Raw genomic sequence first — 23,640 nt, 5'->3', positions numbered from 1 at the left:
TTCATGCAAGCACGCTTGATTGTTTCTGGTCCCGCTGCCATGCTCCCCCCATGGCCGACCCGACGCCCGTCATCGACGACCTGCGTGCCGAGAGCGATGAACTCGATCTGCTGATAACCGAGTTGAGGCCCGAGCAATGGGCCCTGCCCACGCCCGCGCCCGGCTGGACCGTGGCCCACCAGATCGCGCACCTCGCCTGGACCGACCGTTCGGCACTGCTGGCCGTCACCGATGCCGACGCCTTCCAGGCGCTGGTGGAGAAGGCGCTCACCGCCCCGGACTCGTTCGTGGACGAGGGTGCCGAGGAGGGCGCCCGGCTCCCGCCCGCCGAGCTGGTCTCCGGCTGGCGGACCGGGCGCACCGCCCTCGACCGGGCGCTGCGCGCGGCGGCACCCGGCGCCCGCTTTCCCTGGTACGGGCCGCCCATGGCCGCCGCCTCCATGGCGACCGCTCGCCTCATGGAGACCTGGGCCCACGCGATGGACGTCGCCGAGGCCCTGGGTGTGGTGCGCCCACCCACCGACCGGCTGAAGCATGTGGCCCGCCTCGGGGTGCGTACACGCGACTTCGCCTACACCGTCCACGGCCTCACCCCGCCCGCCGACGCGTTCCGGGTGGAACTGACCGCGCCGTCCGGGGAGCTGTGGGCCCACGGTCCCGCGGACGCGCGCCAGCGCGTCACCGGCCCCGCCCTCGACTTCTGCCTGCTCGTCACGCAGCGTGCCCATCGCTCGGACCTCGCCCTGACCGCCGTGGGCCCGGACGCGGACCGCTGGCTGGACATCGCCCAGGCCTTCGCGGGCCCGCCCGGCACCGGCCGCCCGCCGAAGGGGGCCGAGGGGTGAACGCGCTGCGCATCGGCAACTTCTCCGGTTTCTACGGCGACCGTTTCGACGCCCTGCGCGAGATGCTCACCGGCGGCGAGGTCGACGTCCTCACCGGCGACTACCTCGCCGAGCTGACCATGCTGATCCTGGCCCGGGACCGGTTGAAGGACCCCGGCGCCGGCTACGCGCGCACCTTCCTGCGCCAGCTGGAGGACTGTCTCGGCCTGGCCCACGAACGCGGGGTGCGGATCGTCACCAACGCGGGCGGCCTGAACCCGGCCGGACTCGCCTCGGCCGTCAGGGGGTTGGCCGGGAGGCTGGGGGTCCCCGCGCGCGTCGCGCACGTCGAGGGCGACGAACTGACCGCCGGGTACCCCGGTGTCCTGGCCGCCCACGCCTATCTCGGCGGTGCCGGCATCGCCGAGTGCCTGCGGGCCGGCGCGGACATCGTCGTCACCGGGCGCGTGACCGACGCGGCGCTCGTCACCGGGCCCGCCGCCGCCCACTTCGGCTGGCGGCCGGACGAGCACGACCGCCTCGCAGGCGCCGTCGCCGCCGGGCACGTGCTGGAGTGCGGGACGCAGGCGACCGGCGGCAACTACAGCTTCTTCCGCGAGGGGGACGTGCGCCGCCCCGGCTTCCCGCTCGCCGAGATCCACGCCGACGGCAGCGCCGTGGTCACCAAGCACCCCGGCACCGGCGGCTTCGTCGACGTCGGCACGGTCACCGCCCAGCTGCTCTACGAGACCGGCGGCGGCCGGTACGCCGGGCCCGACGTCACCACCCGGCTGGACACCGTACGGCTGAGCCAGGACGGGCCGGACCGGGTGCGGATCGAGGGCGTGCGCGGGGAGGCCCCGCCACCCACGCTCAAGGTCGGGCTCAACCGGCTGGGCGGCTTCCGCAACGAGGTCGTCTTCGTCCTCACCGGGCTCGACATCGAGGCCAAGGCGAGCCTGGTGCGCGAGCAGCTCACCGCGGCGCTGGCCAAGTCGCCGCCCAGTGAGGTCCGTTGGGACCTCGTCCGCACCGACCGGGCGGACGCCGGCACCGAGGAGACCGCGAGCGCCCTGCTGCGGCTCGTCGTACGGGACCCCGACCAGCAGGTCGTGGGACGGGCGCTCAGCGGGGCCGCCGTGGAGCTGGCACTGGCCAGCTACCCGGGCTTCCACGTGCTGGCACCACCGGGAAAGGGCGCCCCCTATGGCGTCTTCGAGGCTGTGTACGTGCCACATGGTGCCGTGGACCATGTGGCCGTCCTCCACGACGGAACGCGGATCCCGGTGGCGCCGCCCCAGGAGACGCGCGCCCTGGACGGCGTACCGCGGCCGGCCCTGCCCGAGCCCCTGCCGCCCGGGCCCACCCGCCGGGCGCCCCTCGGGCTGGTCGCCGGGGCCCGCAGCGGGGACAAGGGCGGCGACGCCAACGTCGGGGTGTGGGCGAGGTCGGACGCCGCCTGGCGGTGGCTCGTCCACGAGCTGACCGGCGAGAGGTTCCGGCAGTTGATCCCCGAGAGCCGGGACCTGCCCGTCACCCGCCACGTGCTCCCCGGCCTGCGGGCCCTGAACTTCGTCGTGGAAGGCGTCCTCGGCGCCGGCGTCGCCGCCCAGCACCGCTTCGACCCGCAGGCCAAGGCCCTCGGCGAATGGCTGCGCTCCCGCCACCTGGACATCCCGGAGGCCCTGCTGTGACCGTTCTCCCCACCTCCGTCGACCCCGCGGGCGCCGACCACCGGGAGGCCCGCGAGGCCATGCTCGGCAAGCTCGCCGAGCTGGACGCCGAGCACGCCAAAGCGCTCGCGGGCGGCGGTGAGAAGTACCTCCGGCGGCACCGCGAACGCGGCAAGCTGCCGGCCCGCGAGCGCATCGAGCTGCTGCTGGACCCGGACACCCCGTTCCTGGAGCTGTCCCCGCTGGCCGCCTGGGGCAGCGAGTACACCGTGGGCGCCTCCCTGGTCACCGGCATCGGGGTGGTCGAGGGCGTCGAGTGCCTGATCACGGCCAACGACCCGACCGTGCGTGGCGGAGCCAGCAACCCGTGGAGCCTGAAGAAGGCCCTGCGCGCCAACGACATCGCCCTCACCAACCGGCTGCCCTGCATCAGCCTGGTGGAGTCGGGCGGCGCCGACCTGCCCTCCCAGAAGGAGATCTTCATCCCGGGCGGGGCCATCTTCCGCGATCTCACCCGCCTGTCCGCCGCCGGCATCCCGACCATCGCCGTCGTCTTCGGCAACTCCACCGCCGGCGGCGCCTACGTCCCCGGCATGTCCGACCACGTGATCATGGTCAAGGAGCGCGCGAAGGTGTTCCTCGGCGGGCCTCCGCTGGTGAAGATGGCCACCGGCGAGGAGAGCGACGACGAGTCCCTGGGCGGCGCCGAGATGCACGCGCGCGTGTCGGGTCTCGCCGACCACTTCGCCGTGGACGAGCAGGACGCACTGCGGCAGGCGCGCCGGGTCGTGGCCCGCCTCAACCACCGCAAGGCCCACCCCGACCCGGGCCCGGCCGAGCCGCCCGAGTACGACGCCGACGAACTCCTCGGGATCGTCCCCGGCGATCTGAAGACCCCCTTCGACCCGCGCGAGGTCATCGCCCGGATCGTCGACGCCTCCGACTTCGACGAGTTCAAGCCGCTGTACGGCACGAGCCTGGTCACCGGCTGGGCGGCTCTGCACGGCTATCCGGTCGGAATCCTCGCCAACGCGCAGGGCGTCCTGTTCAGCGCGGAGTCGCAGAAGGCCGCCCAGTTCATCCAGCTCGCCAACCAGCGCGACGTCCCGCTGCTGTTCCTGCACAACACCACCGGCTACATGGTCGGCAAGGAGTACGAGCGGGGCGGGATCATCAAGCACGGCGCGATGATGATCAACGCGGTGAGCAACAGCCGGGTGCCGCATCTGTCGGTGCTGATGGGCGCCTCGTACGGCGCCGGGCACTACGGCATGTGCGGCCGCGCCTACGACCCCCGCTTCCTGTTCGCCTGGCCCAGCGCCAAGTCCGCGGTCATGGGCCCGCAGCAGCTCGCGGGGGTGCTGTCCATCGTCTCCCGGCAGTCCGCGGCGGCGAAGGGGCAGCCCTACGACGAGGACGCGGACGCGGCCCTGCGCGCCATGGTCGAGCAGCAGATCGAGTCCGAGTCGCTGCCGATGTTCCTGTCCGGGCGGCTCTACGACGACGGCGTCATCGACCCGCGCGACACCCGCACCGTGCTCGGCCTGTGCCTGTCCGCGCTGCACACCGCGCCCTACGAAGGCGCGCGCGGCGGCTTCGGCGTCTTCCGGATGTGAGGGACCACGTGATTTCGACTGTGCTCGTCGCCAACCGCGGCGAGATCGCCTGCCGGATCTTCCGCACCTGCGGCGAGCTGGGGATCCGGACCGTCGCCGTGCACTCGGACGCCGACGAGAACGCCCTCCACGCGCGCGTGGCCGAGACGGCGGTACGGCTGCCGGGCGCGGCGCCGGCGGACACGTACCTGCGCGGCGACCTGATCGTGAAGGCCGCCCTGGCCGCCGGCGCCGACGCCGTGCACCCCGGCTACGGCTTCCTCTCCGAGAACGCCGGCTTCGCGCGGGCCGTCCTCGACGCCGGCCTGACCTGGATCGGCCCGCCCCCGCAGGCCATCGAGGCCATGGCGTCCAAGACGCGCGCGAAACGGCTGATGGGGCTGGCGCCGCTGGGCGAGGTCACCGACGCCGACCTGCCGGTCCTGGTGAAGGCGGCCGCGGGCGGCGGGGGACGCGGGATGCGGATCGTGCGCCGCCTGGCGGAACTGCCGGCCGCGCTGGAGGCCGCGCGCGCCGAGGCCGCGAGCGCCTTCGGCGACGGCGAGGTCTTCGTCGAGCCGTACGTCGAGCGCGGCCGCCACGTCGAGGTGCAGATCCTCGCCGACACCCACGGCACCGTCTGGCCGCTCGGCACCCGCGACTGCTCCCTCCAGCGCCGCCACCAGAAGGTCGTCGAGGAGGCCCCCGCGCCGGACCTGCCCCCCGCGCTCACCGAAGAGGTGTACGGGCTGGCCGTACGCGCCGCACGCGCCGTCTCCTACGTCGGCGCCGGCACCGTGGAGTTCCTGGTCGCCGAAGGGCGCGCGCACTTCCTGGAGATGAACACCCGCCTCCAGGTCGAACACCCCGTCACCGAGGCGGTGTACGGCGTCGACCTGGTCGCGGAACAGATACGGATCGCCGAGGGGCACGCCCTGCCCGTGGAGCCGCCCCCCGCGCGCGGGCACGCGATCGAGGCCCGCCTCTACGCCGAGGACCCGGCCCGCGACTGGGCCCCGCAGACCGGCGTCCTGCACCGCCTCGCCGTACCGGCCGGCGTCCGCCTGGACACCGGCTACACCGACGGCGACCCCATCGGCGTCCACTACGACCCGATGCTCGCCAAGGTCGTCGCCCACGCCCCCACCCGCGCGGAGGCGGTCCGCCGGCTCGCCGGCGCGCTGCGGACGGCCGAGATCCACGGCCCGGTCACCAACCGCGACCTGCTGGTTCGCTCCCTGGGGCACCCGGAGTTCACGTCCGCGCGCATGGACACCGGCTTCTACGACCGTCACCTGCCCGCCCTGACGGCACCGGCGGCCGACCCCCACGCGCCCCTCGCCGCCGCCCTCGCCGACGCCCACGGCCGCTCCCGGTTCGGCGGCTGGCGCAACGTGCCCGCACAGCCGCAGATCAAGCGGTACGAGCTGGCGGGCGAGGTGCACGAGGTCCGCTACCGGCACACCAGGCAGGGGCTCACGGCGGAAGGGGTGCGGGTCGTGCACGCAGACGCCAGCCGCGTCGTCCTCGAAGTGGACGGAGTGCGGCGCACGTTCCACGTCGCACGCCACGGCGACCAGGTCCACGTCGACGCGACCCGCCTGACCGCCCTGCCCCGCTTCCCCGACCCCGCCGCCCAGCTCGCCCCCGGCTCCCTGCTCGCCCCGATGCCGGGCACCGTCGTACGCGTCGCCGAGGGCCTGGCCGAGGGGGAGCGGGTCCGGGCCGGGCAGCCCCTGATCTGGCTGGAGGCGATGAAGATGCAGCACCAGATCGCGGCGCCCGCCGAAGGCACCCTCACCGCCCTGCACGCCACGCCGGGACGGCAAGTGGAGATGGGCACGCTCCTGGCAGTGGTCGAGACCGGCCGGCGCTAGGGGCGCGGGGAACTGCGCGAGCAACCACACACGACCCCCACCCGGGAGGACGCACATGCCCACCCTCATCGAACCGGAAGAACACAAGGCTCTACGAGCAGCCGTGTCCGCCCTCGGCAAACGCTACGGCCGTGAGTACCTCACCCGCACCGTCGCGGAAGGCAGGCCCCTCACCGAACTCTGGGCCGACGCGGGCGAACTCGGCTACCTCGGCGTCAGCCTGCCCGAGGCGTACGGCGGCGGAGGCGGCGGCATCGCCGAACTCTCCATAGTCCTGGAGGAGCTGGGCGCGGCCGGTTCCCCACTGCTCATGCTCGTCGTCTCACCCGCGATCTGCGGCACCGTGATCTCCCGCTTCGGCACCGACGCCCAGAAGCGGCAGTGGCTCCCCGGCATCGCCGACGGCACCCGCCTCATGGCCTTCGGCATCACCGAACCCGACGCCGGCTCCAACAGCCACCGCATCAGCACCACGGCCCGCAGGGACGGCACCGACTGGCTGCTCACCGGCCGCAAGGTCTTCATCTCCGGTGTCGACATGGCCGACGCCGTCCTGATCGTCGGCCGCACCGAGGACGCCCGCACCGGACGCCTCAAGCCCTGCCTGTTCATCGTCCCGACGGACGCCGAGGGCTTCCAGAAGCACCCGATCGACATGGAACTCAGCGCCGCCGAGAAGCAGTTCGAACTGGTCCTGGACGACGTACGGCTGCCCGCCGAGGCACTGGTGGGCGACGAGGACGCCGGTCTGCTGCAGCTGTTCGCCGGGCTCAACCCCGAGCGGATCATGACGGCGGCCTTCGCCATCGGGATGGGGCGCTACGCGCTGGGGAAGGCGATCGAGTACGCCCGCGACCGCACGGTCTGGAAGGCCCCCATCGGCGCCCACCAGGCCATCGCCCACCCGCTCGCGCAGGCCCACATCGACCTGGAGCTGGCCCGCCTGATGATGCAGAAGGCGGCCCATCTCTACGACGCCGGCGACGACATCGGCGCCGGCGAGGCCGCCAACATGGCCAAGTACGCGGCCGGGGAGGCCTGCGTACGGGCCGTGGACCAGGCCGTGCACACCCTCGGCGGCAACGGCCTGACACGCGAGTACGGGCTCGCCTCGCTGATCACGGCAGCGCGCGTGGCCCGTATCGCCCCGGTCAGCCGGGAGATGATCCTCAACTACGTCTCCCACCAGAGCCTGGGCCTGCCCAAGTCGTACTAGGACCTGTCCGGCGATCCGCCGCCACCCGTCGCACGGCGGACGGGAACCGCCGGACAGCCTGGGGTCCCGCGAACCGTCCTGGAGGAACAGTGTTCCGCAGCGAGTACGCAGACGTTCCGCCCGTAGACCTCCCCATCCACGAGGCCGTCCTCGGCCGGGCCGCCTACTTCGGCGGTCACCCCGCGCTGATCGACGGCACGGACGGCGCCACTCTCACGTACGAGCAGCTGGACCGGTATCACCGGCGCCTCGCCGCCGCGTTCGCCGAGGCGGGCGTCCGCAAGGGTGACGTCCTCGCCCTGCACAGCCCCAACACGATCGCCTTCCCGACCGCCTTCTACGCGGCCACGCGCGCTGGTGCCGCCGTCACCACGGTGCACCCGCTCGCCACCCCCGAGGAGTTCGCCAGGCAGCTCGCCGACAGCGCCGCCCGCTGGATCGTCACCGTCTCCCCGCTCCTGGCGTCCGCCCGCCGGGCCGCCGAACTCGCCGGTGGGGTACGGGAGATATTCGTGTGCGACAACGCACCCGGCCACCGCTCGCTGACCGGCCTGCTCGCCACCACCGCCCCCGAACCGCGCATCGACCTCGACCCGGCCGAGGACGTCGCCGCGCTGCCGTACTCCTCCGGCACCACCGGCACGCCCAAGGGCGTGATGCTCACCCACCGGCAGATCGCCACCAACCTCGCCCAGCTGGAGCCCGCCGTCCCGGCCGGACCCGGCGACCGCATCCTCGCGGTCCTGCCCTTCTTCCACATATACGGCCTGACCGCCCTCATGAACGCCCCGCTGCGCCACGGCGCCACGGTGGTCGTCCTGCCCCGCTTCGACCTGGAGACCTTCCTCGCCGCGATCGAGACCCACCGCATCACCGGCCTGTACGTCGCCCCGCCGATCGTCCTCGCCCTCGCCGGTCATCCCGCCGTCGACCGCCACGACCTCTCCAGCCTGGAGTACGTCATCAGCGCCGCCGCACCCCTGGACGCCCGGCTCGCCGCCGCCTGCGGAGAGCGACTCGGCCTGCCGCCGGTCGGCCAGGCGTACGGCATGACCGAGCTGTCTCCCGGCACCCACGTGGTCCCGCTCGACCGCATGAGGCAGGCCCCGGCCGGCACGGTCGGCAAGCTCATCGCCGGCACCGAGATGCGGATCGTGCCCCTGGACGGCCCCGGCGAGGACCTCCCCGCCGGCGAGCCGGGCGAGATCCTCATCCGCGGCCCCCAGGTGATGAAGGGCTACCTGGGCCGCCCCGACGCCACCGCCGACATGATCGACGCCGAGGGCTGGCTGCACACCGGGGACGTCGGCCACGTCGACGCCGACGGCTGGCTCTTCGTCGTCGACCGCGTGAAGGAACTCATCAAGTACAAGGGCTTCCAGGTGGCCCCCGCCGAACTGGAGGCCCTGCTGCTCACCCACCCGGGCATAGCCGACGCGGCGGTCGTCGGCGCCCGCGACGAGAACGGCAACGAGATACCGCACGCCTTCGTCGTCCGCCGGCAGACCCCCGACGGCCCCACCGAGAACGAGATCATGCTGTACGTCGCCGAACGCGTCGCCCCCTACAAACGCGTCCGCAAGGTCAGCTTCGTCGAGGACGTGCCCCGCGCCGCCTCCGGGAAGATCCTGCGACGGCAGCTCAGGGAGCACACATGACCGCTCTGATCGCCCGCACGCGCACGCGTGCCGTGGAGACCCTCAGCCTGGACTCCACCGGCACCCGCAACGCCCTGTCGGCCGCCCTCGTCGCCGAACTGGCCGCGGCCCTGGCCGACTGCGGGAAGGACCCGGACGTCCGCGCCGTCGTCCTCACCCACACCGGCACCACCTTCTGCGCGGGCGCCGACCTGCGCGACCCGCCCGCCCCCGAGGCCTTCGTCGGCCTGCTCCGGAGCATCGTCGAACTGCCCAGGCCCGTGGTCGCCCGGATCACCGGACACGTCCGCGCGGGCGGGCTCGGCCTCGTGGCCGCCTGCGACCTCGCGGCGGCGTCCACGGCGGCCACCTTCGCCTTCACCGAGGTGCGCATCGGCGTGGCCCCCGCGGTGATCTCCCTGCCCGTCATCCCGCGCACCGACCCCCGTGCCCTGGCCCGTTACTACCTCACCGGCGAACGCTTCGGCCCCGCCGAGGCCGTGCGCCTGGGCCTGCTCACGACCGCGGCCGAGGACGCCGACGAGGCCCTCGCACCCGTCCTCGACGGCCTGCGCCGCTCCTGCCCGCAGGCCCTGGCCGAGACGAAACGGCTGCTCACGACTAGGGTGCTGGAAACATTCGACCGGGACGCGGCGGACCTGACCGCTCTCTCGGCCCGGCTGTTCTCCTCCGACCAGGCCCGGGAGGGGATGACGGCCTTCCTGGAGAGACGGGACGCGGCATGGGTGGTGTGACGACGTGAACACGGCGACGGAACGCAACCACCCGCCCGAACCGGGCCCCGGGGCGGACGGCCGGACGGACGCCACGGTGGACGCCACTGTTGACGCCACGACGGACGCCACGGTGGACGTCGCGGTGGACACGAGGACGGACGCCAAGCCCGGTCGCAGTCCCAAGCAGGACCGCAGCCGGGCCACCAGGCAGCGGCTTCTGGAGGCCGCCGTGGCCTGTCTGGCCGAGCGCGGCTGGGCGGGCTCCACCGTCTCCGTCGTCGCCGAACGCGCCGGCGTCTCCCGGGGCGCCGCCCAGCACCATTTCCCCACCCGCGAGGACCTGTTCACCGCCGCCGTCGAGTACGTCGCCGAGGAACGCTCCACCGCGCTCAGAGCCCTGTTCCCGGACGGCGCCGCCGACCGCCGTGCCGTCGTCACCGCCCTCGTCGACCTCTACACCGGCCCCCTCTTCCGCGCAGCCCTGCACCTGTGGGTGGCCGCCTCCAACGAGGAGCAGCTGCGTGCCCGGGTGACCGAACTGGAGGCCCACGTCGGCCGCGAGACCCATCGCATCGCCGTGGACCTGCTCGGCGCCGACGAGGCCCGGCCCGGCGTCCGCGAGTCCGTCCAGGGCCTGCTCGACATGGCCCGGGGGCTCGGCCTCGCCAACCTCCTCACCGACGACACCGCCCGCCGCGCGCGGGTCGTCGCCCAGTGGGGCGCGCTGCTGGAGGAAGCGCTCGGCTGAGCCCGTTCGGGGCCTGGCGGCACTGTGACGGGGGCCACACGCGTATCGCGGGGTGCGCAGTACTCTTGGCCCATGCTTCCGATGCTCGTCCGCCGCCGCCACGTGGACTACGTGCGCGTCACGAGCATGGGCTGTCGGCGCTTCTCCGCCTGACCCAGCCCCCTTCTTCTCTCCTTTTCTCCTTTTCCGGCACCGGGGGCCGTCCTACCCCTCGGCGGCCACCCGCGCCCCGTACACCCTGCGGACGCACCATGACCTCGCACACCGCGACGACCCCGTCGTACGCCCAGCTCCCGATCATCGACCTGTCGGCCGCCGACCGCGGACCCCAGGACCGGGCCCTGTTCCACGCCCAACTACGCAGCGCCGCCCACGACGTCGGCTTCTTCCAGCTCGTCGGACACGGCGTGACCCAGGACGAGACCGACGCGCTGCTCACCGCCATGCGCGCCTTCTTCGCCCTCCCCGAGACCGACCGGCTCGCCCTGGACAACGTGAACTCCCCGCACTTCCGCGGCTACACCCGCACCGGCGACGAGCGCACCGGCGGCTCCCGCGACTGGCGCGACCAGCTCGACATCGGCGCCGAGCGTCCCGCCCGCGTGCCCGGCCCCGGCGAGCCGCCGTACTGGTGGCTGCAGGGCCCCAACCAGTGGCCGGCCGCCCTGCCCGGACTGCGCACAGCGGCCCTGGCCTGGATCGACAGGCTCAGCGCGGTCGCCCAGCGCCTGCTGCGTGAACTGCTGACCGCCATCGGCGCCCCGGCCGGCTTCTACGACCCCGTCTTCGGCGCCCACGCCCACCCGCACCTCAAGCTCGTCCGCTACCCCGGCAGCGCGGGCGACGGCACGGACCAGGGCGTCGGAGTCCACAAGGACTACGGCTTCCTGACCCTGCTGCTGCAGGACACGGTCGGCGGCCTCCAGGTCCTGCGCGGGGACGGCCGCTTCCACGACGTACCGCCCATCCCGGGCGCCTTCGTGGTCAACCTCGGTGAACTGCTGGAGGTGGCGACCAACGGTTACCTGCTGGCCACGAACCACCGGGTCGTCAGCCCGCCCGGCGCCACCGAGCGCTATTCCGTCCCGTTCTTCTACAACCCGCGCCTGGACGCGAAGGTGGCTCCGCTGCCCTTCCCGCACGCCGCCACGGCCCCCGGCGTCACCACGGACCCCTCCAACCCGATGTACGCGGAGTACGGCTACAACGAACTGAAGGGCAAGCTGCGCGCCCACCCACTCGTGGCGGAACGGCACCACGGCGCCCTGCTCGCCACCGCGTGAGAGACAGGGCGCGAAGCGCCCGTCTTCCCGGGGCGCGGGGAACCGCGTGACAAGCCACGACGCACCCGCAGCCGCCCGCGCTCCTCACGCGCCCCTCTCATGGGCGATGCCCGGGCATCCCCTGTCATGGGCGATGCCCGCGCACCCCCGCTCAGTGGGCGATGTCCGCGTACCCCTCGATGTCCTGGGGCCGTCGCACCCCCGGCCCCACATACCGGGCCGACGGCCGCACCAGGCGCCCCGTCCGCTTCTGCTCCAGGATGTGCGCCGACCACCCCGCCGTACGCGCACACGTGAACATCGACGTGAACATGTGCGCCGGAACCTCGGCGAAGTCCAGCATGATCGCGGCCCAGAACTCCACGTTGGTCGCCAGCACGCGGTCGGGCCGGCGATTGTGCAGCTCCTCCAGGGCCGCCTTCTCCAGCGCCTCCGCGATCTCGAACCGCGGCGCTCCGAGTTCCCGCGCCGTACGCCGCAGCACCCGCGCCCGCGGATCCTCGGCCCGGTACACCCGGTGCCCGAATCCCATCAGCCGCTCACCCCGGTCCAGGGCCTGCCTGACGTAGGCCTCCGCGTCACCCGTGCGCTCGATCTCCTCGATCATCCCGAGCACCCGGGACGGCGCACCCCCGTGCAGCGGCCCGGACATCGCACCGACCGCGCCCGACAGCGCCGCGGCGACGTCGGCACCCGTGGAGGCGATGACCCGCGCCGTGAAGGTCGACGCGTTCATCCCGTGCTCGGCGGCGGACGTCCAGTACGCGTCCACGGCGGCCACGTGCTTGGGGTCCGGCTCACCGCGCCAGCGGATCATGAACCGCTCCACGACCGAGTGCGCCTTGTCGATCTCCCGCTGCGGCACCATCGCCAGCCCCTGCCCGCGTGCGGACTGGGCGACGTAGGACAGCGCCATGACGGCGGCCCGGGCGAGGTCCTCGCGGGCCTGCTCCGCGTCGATGTCGAGCAGCGGTTTCAGGCCCCACACGGGGGCCAGCATGGCCAGCGCCGACTGCACGTCCACCCGGATGTCCCCGGAGTGCACCGGGATCGGGAACGGCTCGGCGGGCGGCAGACCGGGGTTGAAGGCGCCGTCGACCAGCAGTCCCCACACGTTCCCGAAGGACACGTGCCCGACCAGGTCCTCGATGTCGACGCCCCGGTAACGCAGGGCACCGCCCTCCTTGTCGGGTTCGGCGATCTCCGTCTCGAACGCGACGACTCCCTCGAGCCCGGGTACGAAATCGGACATCAGGCGGCTCCTAGTGATGTGTCGGCTGCGGTCACCCCGGTGATGCCCCGGCCGGCCTGAGGTCACCCGTGGTCGGCCGGTCCGCGGAGGGAACCAGCACGATAACTCCCGGTGCCACCGTTGGGGAGACCCCTCGACACTGAGTGCCAGAAGCGTTCGATACGGCAAGATGACCGCGTGACCGACCGCGAACCCCTCCTCGACCCGCTCCTCGATCCCGCTGCCATGCGCAAGCAGTACCGGGCGGCGGGACTGGACGAGAAGAACCTCGTCGCGCATCCGATGGACCAGTTCGCCGGCTGGTTCGAGGACGCCGCGCGGGCGGCTCTGCACGGCACGCTCTACGAACCCAACGCGATGGTCGTCTCCACGGCGGACGCCGCGGGCCGCCCCACCTCGCGCACGGTCCTGATGAAGCAGTTCGACACCGACGGCTTCGTCTTCTACACCAACTACGACTCCCGCAAGGCCCGCGACCTGGCGGAGAACCCGTACGTCTCGCTGCTCTTCCCCTGGCACCCGATCGCCCGCCAGGTCATCGTCACCGGCATCGCCCGCCGCACCGGCCGCGAGGAGACCGCCGCCTACTTCCGCACCCGCCCGCACGGCTCCCAGCTGGGCGCCTGGGCCAGCGCCCAGTCCACGACGGTCGCCTCCCGCGCGGAGCTGGACACCGCCTACGCCGACCTCGAAGCCCGCTACCCCGAGGGCGAACAGGTCCCGGTGCCGCCGCACTGGGGCGGCTTCCGCGTCGCCCCCGAGACGGTCGAGTTCTGGCAGGGCCGCCAGAACCGCCTCCACGACCGCCTGCGCTACGCCGTCCAGCCGGACGGCACATGGCGGGTGGAGCGGCTGAGTCCGTGACCCCTCCGGGCGACGGACGTCCCGGGCCTTGACCCCTCCGGGCGACGGACGTCCCGGGCTGTGACCCCTCCGGGCGACGGACGTCCCGGGCCTTGACCCCTCCGGGTGACGGACGTCCCGGGCTGTGACCCCTCCGGGCGACGGACGTCCCGGGCCTTGACCCCTCCGGGTGACGGACGTCCCGGGCCGTGGGAACGCAGACGACCCGCGAGCTCGGGTCCTGCGCCTCTCGGCGAAGAAGCCGGCCGGACGTACCGGCGAGCTCGCGGGTCGGGTGACTGCCTGGGATTGGGCCGGCTGCACGCGTCTTTCACGTGCGGGTCCGGCACCGCACTGGATGTGGTGACGGGCCGCTAGCCCGCAGCCACCTCACGCGTCCGGTTCTCATACATCTGCCGAACCACCTCCCTTCTCGTGTAAACGCCACCCTAGGAAACCGGCGGGAGAGGCTCAACCGTTTTTTCGGTACGGTCCCCCACATGACCGAACCGCGGCTCGGCGCCGTCGACGACGACCTGACGCTCGAGCGGTGGCGGCACGTGCAGGCCGTGCCGCCTGCGGGCATTGATTCCGGCAATCTTGCGGGAACATGATGTGGGCTGCGTCACGTTCCAGTTGAATGAAGCCAGTGAACGAACCGAGTGTCTACATGCGCGGACGCAGCCTCCAGGGGGTCCAGGTGAGTGCTTCCCGGCGGAGTGGGACCACGGACGAGCTGGGGCCGGACGAGCCCGGTGAGACCGCGGGATCCGATCTGCTCGCCGCCCTGCTGGACGGCATGGACGCGGCTCTGTGTGCCCTCGATGCCGACGGGGTCGTGACCCACTGGAACCGGGAGGCAGAGCGGATCCTCGGCTGGACCGCCGCCGAGGCCGTGGGGCGGCACGGGTTCGCTGGGTGGGCGGTGCGCACGGCCGACGCCGAGGAGGTGCAGGCCCGGCTGATGTCCGCCATGACCTCGCCGGGGCGGCAGGTCCACGAGTTCGCGCTCGTCACGAAGGACGGCGGGCGGGTGCTCGTCCGGACGCAGACGGCCGCCGTGCGCGGGCCCGACGGGCAGCCTGCGGGCGTGTACTGCGCGTTCAGCGAGGTGCACGCGCAGATCGATCTGGAGCGCTCGATCGCGCTGAGCGAGGCGCTGCTGCAGGACGCCTCGTGGGGTGTGGTGCTCGTCGACGCGGATCTGCGGCCCGCCGTGGTGAACGCGCACGCGGCCCGCGCGCTGGGCATCAGGCGTACGTCCGTGCTGGGGCGGCCGCTCGGTGAGCTGCTCGCGCAGGGCGTGGAGGAACTGGAGGCCGCGCTCACGCACGTGCTGGCCGAGGGCGCGCCACCGGCGCCCGCCGAGGTGTGGGTGACGGTGCGCACCCAGGAGGGCGAGAAGCGGCGTTGCTGGCGCAGCGGCTTCCTGCGGCTGGCCTCGCCGCTCGCGGAGGAACCGGTGCCGCTCGGGGTCGGCTGGCTCTTCCAGGACGTCACCGAGGCCAAGCAGGGCGAGCAGGACGCGTCGCTGCTGCGGTTCCGGACGAATCAGCTGTACCGCGCGTCCCGGGCCGCCGCCGAGTGCGAGGACCCGGTGGAGGCGGCCACCGTCCATCTGGACTTCGCGCTCGCCGGCTTCGCCGACCACGCGCTCGTCGACCGGGTGGCGGGCGCCCCGCAGCCGGCCGGTGAGGGGGCGCCGGGTCCGGTGCGGCTGGTCCGGCTGGCCGCCACGCCGGCCGGGGCGCCGGGACCGAGCCGGCTCGCCGGCGCCGCCGGGCTGCCCGTGCGGTACGCGGAGGGGCATCCGGCCCTGCGGTGTGTGGAGCGGGCCGGGACCGTGCGGGCGGATGCCGGCTCGGGCCCGGCGGAGCGCGCGCGGGAGTGGGCGCTGGAGCGTCAGTGGCCCGAGGACGCGGTGCACGCGCTGTGCGTGGTGCTGCGCAGCAGGGCGCGGACGCTGGGCGTGGTGACCTTCCTGCGCGGGACGGCCCGCAGCCGCTTCGAGCGGTCCGACATGGCCTACGCGGAGGACGTGGCCGGACGGATCGCGGCGGCACTGGACCTGGCGGCTGCGGCGCCCGGCGAGACAGGGGTCTAGCGGCGGCAGGCGGGCAGCCGGCCGTGCGCCGGCTGGCCGGCTCCGCCGTCAGTTGCGGTAGAAGATCCGGTCGCCGTAGTCCCGCATCACCCGGCCGTTCCACTCGTGGCCGCCGTCGACGTTGCCGGAGCGCAGCAGCGGGGGCTCGATGCCGCGGTCGGCCAGGGCGGAGGCGGCGGTGGCCATGACGGCCTGCATGAGGGCCGTGGTGACGACGGTGGACGCGGGGGCGAAGGGAGCCGGAATGGTGTCGAGGGTCAGTTCCGCGTCGCCGACCGCGATCTTCGAGTCGAGGACGATGTCGCAGTGGTCCTTCAAGAAGGTGCCGGAGGCGTGCCGTGACTTGGTCTGCGAGGCGTACGCGACCGAGGTCACGCCGATGACCCGCACGCCGAGGGCGCGGGCGTTCAGGGCCATCTCCACGGGCAGGGCGTTGCGGCCCGAGAGGGAGATGATCACGAGGGCGTCGCCGGCCCGGACGGGTGAGGTGTCGAGGACGGCGCTCGCGAGCCCGTCGACACGTTCGAGGGCGGAGCCGAGGGTGGCCGGGGTGACGTCGACGCCGACGACGCCCGGCACGGCGAGCAGGTTCATCAGGGCGAGGCCGCCCGCGCGGTAGACGACGTCCTGGGCGGCCAGGGACGAGTGCCCGGCGCCGAAGGCGAACAGCCGGCCTCCGGCGGCGACGGTGTCGGCGAGCAGGCCGCCCGCCGCGGTGATCGCCTCGGCCTCCTCCTCGCGGGCCCGCTGCAGCAGGCCGATGGCGGCGTCGAAGAACAGGTCGGCAGGCGTGCCGTCGCTCATGCGGTGCCCCTTCGCAACGTCTGTGTCGCGGATCACCGTGCGGTCTGGACCAGTGCGGTGTCAATACGGCCGGAGGCGCTCCGCCGGCCCGAGGCGGCGCGGGGAGCTGCGCGATCAGCCGTCGCACGCCCGTGGCCGGCACCGGCTCGCGCCCGCTCGAAGGGCCGCCGCACCGCGCGCCGCCGACCTCCGTTTCCGCGGTACCGCCCGCTTGTCGGTGGGATCCGGCAGAATTGGTGTCAGGGCCAGCGCACGCGGCCGGGCTGCCGGCAGATGTAATCGAGGGGCACGTATGTCCGGACTGATCGACACCACGGAGATGTATCTCCGCACCATCCTCGAGCTCGAAGAGGAAGGCGTCGTCCCCATGCGCGCCCGCATCGCGGAGCGGCTCGACCAGAGCGGGCCGACGGTGAGCCAGACGGTGGCGCGGATGGAACGCGACGGCCTGGTGGCCGTGGCCAGCGACCGCCACCTGGAGCTCACGGACGAGGGGCGCCGGCTCGCGACACGCGTGATGCGCAAGCACCGCCTCGCCGAGTGCCTCCTGGTCGACGTGATCGGCCTGGAGTGGGAGCAGGTGCACGCGGAGGCGTGCCGCTGGGAGCACGTGATGAGCGAGGCGGTCGAGCGCCGGGTGCTGGAGCTGCTGCGCCACCCGACCGAGTCGCCGTACGGCAACCCGATCCCGGGCCTGGAGGAGCTGGGTGAGAAGGACGGGGCCGATCCGTTCCTGGACGAGGGCATGGTCTCGCTGGCCGACCTGGACCCGGGCACGGACGGCAAGACGGTCGTCGTCCGCCGCATCGGTGAGCCGATCCAGACCGACGCGCAGCTGATGTACACGCTGCGGCGGGCGGGTGTGCAGCCCGGTTCGGTGGTGAGCGTGACGGAGTCCGCCGGTGGGGTGCTGGTGGGGAGCGGCGGCGAGGCGGCCGAGCTGGCGGCGGACATCGCCTCCCACGTGTTCGTCGCCAAGCGCTGAGCATGAGAGGGCCCCGGCACCCTGTGGGCGCCGGGGCCTGTCCTCCCCTGTGCTGACCCGGAGCCCCGAGCTCTCAAGGTCATCCCCTCGGACCGCTTTTCCCCGAGTGGTCCGCCTCCCGCCAGAAGAGATCCCCTCGGTGGCGGCGATCATTCCTCGAGGGGTGTCACTCGAATGAGGGGTGTTGTCCGCAGGGGCGGAATTTTCGAATGGACATTCGATAGTCTGCGGCGGCAGTACGACGGCAGAACACCGGTGCGAGGCAGGCGGAGCTGGGGGGTACCAGGCCCATGGCACGGCGTATCGAGGTGACGGGAGCGGGCGGCGTGCGGCTGGCCGCCTGGGAGTTCGCCGACCCTCCCAAACGGGACCCGGACGGCGCGGACCCGGCGTACGCGAACGCGAACCACCCCGATCCGGTGCCCGGCACCCCCGGTGTGCTGTTACTCCACGGCCTCATGGGCCGCGCCTCCCACTGGGCCGCGACGGCCCGCCGGCTCGCCGAGCGCCACCGCGCCGTCGCCCTCGACCAGCGGGGCCACGGCCAGAGCGAGAAGCCCCGAGCGGCCGCCTACACCCGCGAGGCCTACGTCGAGGACGCCGAGGCGGCCCTCGAGCAGCTCGGCCTCGCCCCCGCCGTCCTCATCGGCCACGCGATGGGCGCGCTGACCGCCTGGCAGCTGGCGGCCAAGCGGCCCGACCTGGTGCGGGGCCTGGTCATCTGTGACATGCGGGCCTCCGCGCTCGGTGCGGCCTCGCAGCGCGAGTGGGCCGACTGGTTCCGGTCCTGGCCCCTGCCCTTCGCCACGCTCGCCGACGTCCGCAAGTGGTTCGGCGAGGACGATCCCTGGGTGGAGCGCCCGAACCCGGCCCGTGGCGCGTTCTACGCCGAGGTCATGCAGGAGTGCGCCGACGGCTGGCGCCCCGTCTTCGATCCGGAGCGGATGCTCGCCTCCCGGGAGACGTGGGTGTACGACGCCCACTGGGAGGAGCTGGCCCAGGTCCGCTGCCCCACGCTGGTCGTCCGCGGCCTGGACGGCGAGCTGGGCCGCGCGGAGGCCCAGGAGATGGTCCGCGTGCTGCCCCACGGGGAGTACGCGGAGGTCGCCGACGCCGGCCACCTCGTCCACTACGACCGGCCGGAGGCCTGGCGGGCGGCGATCGCCCCCTTCCTCGACCGGGTCCTGACACTGCCGGCCGGGTCCTGACCGGGGCCTGCCGCCGGCCGGGTCGTGACCGGGTCCTGACACTGCCGGCCGGGTCGTGACCGGGGCCGGACGCCCCCTACCCCTTGCTGACGGCCGCCAGGATCTCCGGGAGGCGGGCCGCCGTGCGGGGAGCGGCGAGGCGCAGGCCCAGGAAGGTGAGCGTGGCGCCGTAGGCCGCGCCCGCCGGCAGCAGCAGCCAGCTCCACTCGTCGCCGTCCGCGCTGACGTTGGCCCAGACGGCCAGGGCGATGACGGGCGAGGACAGCAGGGCCGCCGCCACCATGCCGCCGAAGATGGAGATCCAGGCGAGGCCGGCCTGCCCGGGCGCCACGTTCTTGTGGCCCTCCTGCGGGATGGAGTACGGGAACCGGGCCGAGGTCCACGCGCCGGTCGCCAGCATCGCCCCGAGCAGCGCGAGGGACAGCCCCAGTACCTCCGGCAGCCGCGCCCAGGCACCCAGCAGCGCCGACGTCAGCACCGTGACGAGGACCGCGTACGGGAGGGTGACCACCAGCAGGGCGAGGGCCCGGCCGCGCAGCTCGGTGTAGGCGTCCCGGGCGGAGGAGATGTTCGTGGCCACCATCCAGAACGCGGAGGTGTCCTGGCCGAACTGGTTGTACATCTGGATGCCGAGCATCCCGGCGGCGAAGCACGCGAAGTAGACCGATCCGGTGCCCTGCACGGCGTTGAACACCGGCACGATCAGCCCGATCGCCAGCGAGGTCACCCACGCGGCCTTGGTCTTGGGGTCGCGCCAGACGTAGCGCAGGCTGCGTTCCATGACGGTGCCCGTGCGCCCGCCCGGCAGCAGCCGCCCGAGCCCGGCCCGGGAGGCGTGGTCCCGTGTTCCGGCGTCGGGAGCCTGCAGCGTGGAGCCGTCGGGCGCGGTCATCAGCCGGGTCAGGCTGCGCGCCCAGACCGCGATCAGCAGTCCCAGCGCGGCCGCGCAGAGGACGAGCCGGGCGATCGCCGTGCCGTACGAGCCCTCGCTCGCCGCCCGCACCGCCCCCATCGCCGACGCCGGCGGTACCCAGGACAGCACGTCCGCGACCGGCTCCAGCCGGCCCAGACCGGTCGAACCCAGCCGCTGCGCGCCGAAGTTGACCACTTGGGCTCCGACCGCGATCACCAGCCCGCTCAGTACGGCCAGATCGCGGCCTCTCCTGCTGGTCAGCAGGCGTACGTTGGCGGCGGCGACGGCCCGCGCCAGCGCCACGCAGACCAGCAGCGCGAGGACGACGGAGGCGACCGCGACGACGTACCCGGCCGGGCCGTGCGCCAGTGCCAGCGCGCAGCCGGTGAGGACCAGCAGCGTGAACAGGGGTCCGATGCCCATCAGGGAGGCGGTGAGCAGGGCCCGGACCAGCGGGCGGGGGTGCAGCGGCAGCAGCACCAGCCGGGTCGGGTCCAGCGTCTCGTCACCGGTCGGGAAGAACAACGGCAGTACCGCCCAGCCCAGTGCCAGCACGGCCGTGCCGGTGACGGCCACCACGTCGGCGTGCGCGTGCCCGCGCAGCAGGAGCAGCCCCAGCAGCTGCGAGAGCGCGAACAGGATCGCGACGACCGCCGACACGACGAACGCGGCCCGCCGGCCTCCCGACTGCCGCAGCCCGTTCTTCAGCAGCGACAGTTTCAGCCGCACGAGGGTGGGGGTCGGGCTCGTCATCGGGCCGCCCTGCCGCCCAGCCAGTCCAGATCGGAGCCGGTGGTGCGCCCGCTCGCGCCGACCAGCTCCAGGAACGCGCCGTGCAGCGTGGGGTGCGTCCCGCGCACCTCGGCCAGTGTCCCGGTCGCGCGGATGCGTCCCGCCGCCATCACCGCGACCCAGTCGCACAGCGACTCGACCAGTTCCATGACGTGCGAGGAGAACACGACGGTGGCGCCGGATGCCGTGTACCGCTCCAGCACGCCCCGGATGGTCTGCGCGGACACCGGGTCGACGCCCTCGAACGGCTCGTCCAGGAAGAGTACTTCGGGGTTGTGGAGGAGAGCGGCGGCCAGCCCGATCTTCTTGCGCATGCCGGTCGAGTAGTCGACGACGAGCTTGTGCTGGGCACCGGCCAGGTCCAGCACGTCCAGCAGCTGCGTGGCCCGCTTGTCGACCTCGTCGCCCGGCAGCCCGCGCAGCCGCCCCGAGTACGCGAGCAACTCGCGGCCGGACAGCCGCTCGAACAGCCGCAGCCCCTCGGGCAGCACCCCGATCCGCGCCTTGACGGCCACCGGATCCCGCCAGACATCGTGCCCGACGACCTCCACGCTCCCCTCATCGGGCCGCAGCAGCCCGGTGACCATGGAGAGGGTGGTGGTCTTCCCGGCCCCGTTGGGACCGACCAGCCCGATGAACTTCCCGGCGGGCAGCTCCAGATCGATCCCGCCGACAGCAACCTGCTGCCCGAACCGCTTCCAGAGCCCCCGCACGCTTACCGCAGCTTCGGTCATACCCGAAGGCTACGGGGCGGTCGGCCCCGCGCGGGCGGGACGGCGGGCGGCTACCGGTCCCTGCCGCAGGCGTACGCGAGCGGCGAGATCAGCTCCTCCGTGTCCGGCAGCCACCGATTGGCCGGAGTGGGCCGGCAGGCCCACTGCACGGCGCCCCGGGATCCGAACCGGGTCGGGGGGGCGGCCACGTACGCCCCCTCGCCCAGGGCCACCAGGTCCAGCGACGGCAGTGGCCACCCGAGTTTGCGTGCCAGCTCCGGCACCTTCGCGGACGCACCCGGCAGCACGAAGAACTGCATTCGCCGGTCGGGGGCGAGCGTCACCGGCCCGAGCGTCAGCTCCATCCGCTCCATCCGGGCCAGCGCCAGAAAACCCGCACTCTCCGGGACGGACAACGCGTCGAACGTCCGCCCCGTGGGCAGCAGGATCGACGCCGTCGGCTGCTTCTGCCACATCCGGCGGGCGACGGTCGCACTGCCGGTCGCCAGGGTCGCCCAGTCGGGGCGCGTGGGGTGCGCACCCGGCGCGGGGCAGGAGGCGTCGCCGCACGAGCAGCGCTGCGTCCCGTCGGCGGCTTCCAGCCAGGTGCCCGGGAACACGTCCCAGTGCCGCTCCTCGGCGTAGCGTACGGCGGTCTCCAGCAGCGATTCCCCGCGCTGCTGCGGAATCTGACCGGCAATCTGAGTGTCTCGGGCGCCCGCGATCGTCTCTTCCACGCCCCACTCAACTCCCGGGCCCATCACCGGTTACGGCCATAGCGCGCGCGGGGGAGGGGCATCGATTCCGCAGCCGGGGCGCATGGGAGCACAGGCGGGGGCGCGCAGGAGGAAGCGGGCTGGGGTGTGGGTAACCAGGGGTGGGGGTGGCATCAGCCTTTACCCCGGCAAACCACACATGTCACGCATTGACGGTATGTCAGGTGGGCAGTGATCTGCCCGGCCGGATCTTCCGGCCGGGACTTCACGCTCCAGGGGTTCGCAGGGGGTAGCGCATGGCCGCAAGGCCTCTCGTGGCGAGGCAGCCGAACGAACGGCTGCAGGCACTCATCCAGGAAGCGGGGTGCTCCAACGCCGGGCTGGCCCGGCGGGTCAACATGTGCGGCGCCGAGCACGGTCTCGACCTGCGGTACGACAAGACGTCGGTGGCGCGCTGGCTGCGGGGCCAGCAGCCGCGGGGCCGGGCGCCGGCGATCATCGCCGAGGCGCTCGGGCGCAAGCTCGGCCGTACGGTCACGATCGACGAGATCGGCATGGCCAACGGCAAGAACCTCGCCTCCGGGGTCGGCCTCCAGTTCTCGCCGACGGTACTGGGGGCCATCGAGCAGGTCTGCGAGCTGTGGCGCAGTGACGTGGGGCGCCGGGACTTCCTGTCCGGCTCCTCCGTCGCCGCCTCCGCGCTGGTCGAACCCAGCCGCGACTGGCTGATCTCCGCGCCGGACGTCCAGGTGGCCCGGCAGGCCGGCCCGCGCGTCGGTCTGTCCGACGTGGCGGCCGTGCGGTCCATGACCCAGGCGCTCACCGACCTGGACCACCAGTACGGCAGCGGGCATGTGCGCCCGGTCGTCGTGCACTACCTCAACAGTGTCGTCTCCGGCCTGCTCGCGGGCTCGTACCGGGAGGCGGTCGGCCGCGAACTGTTCGCCACCGTGGCCCGGTTGACAGAACTGGCCGGATACATGGCCGTCGACACCGGCCAACCGGGCCTGGCCCAGCGGTACTACATCCAGTCGCTGCGGCTCGCGCAGGCCGCCGGGGACCGCGGGTACGGCGGATACGTCCTCGCGGCGTCCATGAGCCACCTGGCCGCGCAGCTCGGAAACCCCCGGGAGATCGCCCAGTTGGCGCGGGCGGCGCAGGAGGGGGCGCGCGGGCACGTGACCCCGCGTGTGGAGGCGATGTTCCACGCGGCCGAGGCGCGCGGCCACGCCCTGCTCGGCGACGCGCGCTCGGCGCAGGCGTCCGGCGGCCGGGCGGTCACGGCCATGGAGGGGGCCGACGCGTCCGCGGGCGACGACCCGGCGTGGATCGCGCACTTCGACGAGGCCTATCTGGCCGACGAGTTGGCGCACTGCCACCGCGATCTCGGACAGGCCGAGCAGGCGGCGCGGTACGCCGAGCAGTCGCTCGCCGGACATCCCGAGTCCCGGGCCCGCCGGCGCGCCATCGGATATGTGTTGCTCGCCACGGCCCAGGTGCAGCAGCGCGAGATCGAACAGGCCTGCAGCACCGGCCTGAAGGCGGTGGAACTGCTGGAGACCCTGCGCTCCAACCGGGGCGCCGAGTATCTGGAGGATCTCCAGCAACGACTGGAGCCCTTCCGGGACGAGGCGGTGGTGAGGGAGTTCGGGGCGCGTCTCGATCTGCAGCCGGCCGCCTGAACGAAGGGCCCGCTTCCCGGTGAAGACGAGGGAAACGG

General features: G+C 73.3%; 19 protein-coding genes. 14 read left to right on the top strand and 5 right to left on the bottom strand.

All coding sequences use genetic code 11. The features are described 5' to 3' along the window. Positions 1–50 precede the first annotated feature (50 nt). The 9 genes from ACGFT2_RS10825 to ACGFT2_RS10785 all read left to right on the top strand — a co-directional run bounded on the left by ACGFT2_RS10825 (position 51) and on the right by ACGFT2_RS10785 (position 11,590). A complete protein-coding gene (locus ACGFT2_RS10825; protein WP_393275790.1) occupies positions 51–845 on the top strand; it encodes a TIGR03084 family metal-binding protein in 795 nt (264 codons plus the stop codon). Beyond that, entirely contained in the window at positions 842–2,518 is a 1,677-nt protein-coding gene (locus ACGFT2_RS10820; protein WP_393275788.1) for an acyclic terpene utilization AtuA family protein, read from the top strand. Before ACGFT2_RS10825 ends, ACGFT2_RS10820 begins: the two co-directional genes overlap by 4 nt. After that, positions 2,515–4,113 (top strand): acyl-CoA carboxylase subunit beta, encoded by a 1,599-nt coding sequence (locus ACGFT2_RS10815; RefSeq protein ID WP_393275785.1) that lies wholly within the window; start codon positions 2,515–2,517, stop codon positions 4,111–4,113. The genes ACGFT2_RS10820 and ACGFT2_RS10815 overlap by 4 nt, the downstream gene beginning before the upstream one ends. 8 nt (positions 4,114–4,121) lie before the next feature. Next, positions 4,122–5,969 (top strand): biotin carboxylase N-terminal domain-containing protein, encoded by a 1,848-nt coding sequence (locus ACGFT2_RS10810; RefSeq protein ID WP_393275782.1) that lies wholly within the window; start codon positions 4,122–4,124, stop codon positions 5,967–5,969. Between the two features lie 55 nt (positions 5,970–6,024). Next, positions 6,025–7,185, top strand: coding sequence for an acyl-CoA dehydrogenase family protein (locus ACGFT2_RS10805; RefSeq protein WP_393275779.1), 1,161 nt, complete (start codon positions 6,025–6,027; stop codon positions 7,183–7,185). Positions 7,186–7,274: 89 nt separating this feature from the next. After that, entirely contained in the window at positions 7,275–8,843 is a 1,569-nt protein-coding gene (locus ACGFT2_RS10800) for a 4-coumarate--CoA ligase family protein (protein WP_393275776.1), read from the top strand. Beyond that, positions 8,840–9,577, top strand: a complete 738-nt coding sequence (locus ACGFT2_RS10795; RefSeq protein ID WP_393275773.1) for an enoyl-CoA hydratase family protein — start codon at positions 8,840–8,842, stop codon at positions 9,575–9,577. The genes ACGFT2_RS10800 and ACGFT2_RS10795 overlap by 4 nt, the downstream gene beginning before the upstream one ends. Before the next feature lie 124 nt (positions 9,578–9,701). After that, positions 9,702–10,307, top strand: a complete 606-nt coding sequence (locus tag ACGFT2_RS10790; protein WP_393276327.1) for a TetR/AcrR family transcriptional regulator — start codon at positions 9,702–9,704, stop codon at positions 10,305–10,307. Positions 10,308–10,558: 251 nt separating this feature from the next. Then, positions 10,559–11,590, top strand: a complete 1,032-nt coding sequence (locus ACGFT2_RS10785; RefSeq protein ID WP_393275770.1) for an isopenicillin N synthase family dioxygenase — start codon at positions 10,559–10,561, stop codon at positions 11,588–11,590. A gap of 151 nt (positions 11,591–11,741) precedes the next feature. Here the strand turns inward: ACGFT2_RS10785 and ACGFT2_RS10780 are convergent, their stop codons facing one another. Next, a complete protein-coding gene (locus ACGFT2_RS10780; RefSeq protein ID WP_393275767.1) occupies positions 11,742–12,842 on the bottom strand; it encodes a citrate synthase 2 in 1,101 nt (366 codons plus the stop codon). A 177-nt stretch (positions 12,843–13,019) separates the two neighbouring features. Here ACGFT2_RS10780 and pdxH point away from each other — a divergent pair, with 177 nt between their 5' ends. Beyond that, positions 13,020–13,706 carry a pyridoxamine 5'-phosphate oxidase gene (pdxH, locus tag ACGFT2_RS10775; protein WP_393275764.1) on the top strand — a complete coding sequence of 229 codons (687 nt, stop codon included), beginning with the start codon at positions 13,020–13,022 and terminating at the stop codon, positions 13,704–13,706. Positions 13,707–14,385: 679 nt separating this feature from the next. After that, the gene (locus tag ACGFT2_RS10770) at positions 14,386–15,789 is read left to right on the top strand and encodes a PAS domain-containing protein (protein ID WP_393276324.1); all 1,404 of its coding nucleotides are present in this window, start codon (positions 14,386–14,388) and stop codon (positions 15,787–15,789) included. 48 nt (positions 15,790–15,837) lie between these two features. On the opposite strand, the gene ACGFT2_RS10765 is transcribed toward ACGFT2_RS10770, so the two are convergent. Next, positions 15,838–16,593 (bottom strand): SIS domain-containing protein, encoded by a 756-nt coding sequence (locus tag ACGFT2_RS10765; RefSeq protein ID WP_393275761.1) that lies wholly within the window; start codon positions 16,591–16,593, stop codon positions 15,838–15,840. 292 nt (positions 16,594–16,885) lie between these two features. Here ACGFT2_RS10765 and ACGFT2_RS10760 point away from each other — a divergent pair, with 292 nt between their 5' ends. Next, positions 16,886–17,578, top strand: coding sequence for a metal-dependent transcriptional regulator (locus ACGFT2_RS10760; protein ID WP_393275760.1), 693 nt, complete (start codon positions 16,886–16,888; stop codon positions 17,576–17,578). A gap of 290 nt (positions 17,579–17,868) precedes the next feature. Next, positions 17,869–18,786 (top strand): alpha/beta fold hydrolase, encoded by a 918-nt coding sequence (locus tag ACGFT2_RS10755; protein WP_393275757.1) that lies wholly within the window; start codon positions 17,869–17,871, stop codon positions 18,784–18,786. A gap of 76 nt (positions 18,787–18,862) precedes the next feature. On the opposite strand, the gene ACGFT2_RS10750 is transcribed toward ACGFT2_RS10755, so the two are convergent. Genes ACGFT2_RS10750 through ACGFT2_RS10740 form a run of 3 tightly spaced genes read right to left on the bottom strand, consistent with a single transcriptional unit; the run spans position 18,863 to position 21,941 of the window. Further along, positions 18,863–20,452, bottom strand: coding sequence for a transporter (locus ACGFT2_RS10750; RefSeq protein ID WP_393275754.1), 1,590 nt, complete (start codon positions 20,450–20,452; stop codon positions 18,863–18,865). Beyond that, a complete protein-coding gene (locus ACGFT2_RS10745) occupies positions 20,449–21,225 on the bottom strand; it encodes an ABC transporter ATP-binding protein (protein WP_393275751.1) in 777 nt (258 codons plus the stop codon). Before ACGFT2_RS10745 ends, ACGFT2_RS10750 begins: the two co-directional genes overlap by 4 nt. Positions 21,226–21,275: 50 nt before the next feature. Continuing rightward, a complete protein-coding gene (locus tag ACGFT2_RS10740; protein ID WP_393275749.1) occupies positions 21,276–21,941 on the bottom strand; it encodes a bifunctional DNA primase/polymerase in 666 nt (221 codons plus the stop codon). 275 nt (positions 21,942–22,216) lie between these two features. Here ACGFT2_RS10740 and ACGFT2_RS10735 point away from each other — a divergent pair, with 275 nt between their 5' ends. After that, positions 22,217–23,602, top strand: coding sequence for a transcriptional regulator (locus ACGFT2_RS10735; protein ID WP_393275747.1), 1,386 nt, complete (start codon positions 22,217–22,219; stop codon positions 23,600–23,602). The last annotated feature ends 38 nt before the right edge of the window (positions 23,603–23,640 follow it).

It is taken from the genome of Streptomyces sp. NPDC048514, assembly GCF_043199955.1.
Taxonomy (GTDB): Bacteria; Actinomycetota; Actinomycetes; order Streptomycetales; family Streptomycetaceae; genus Streptomyces.
This window is presented reverse-complemented; position numbering and strand designations above follow the sequence as displayed.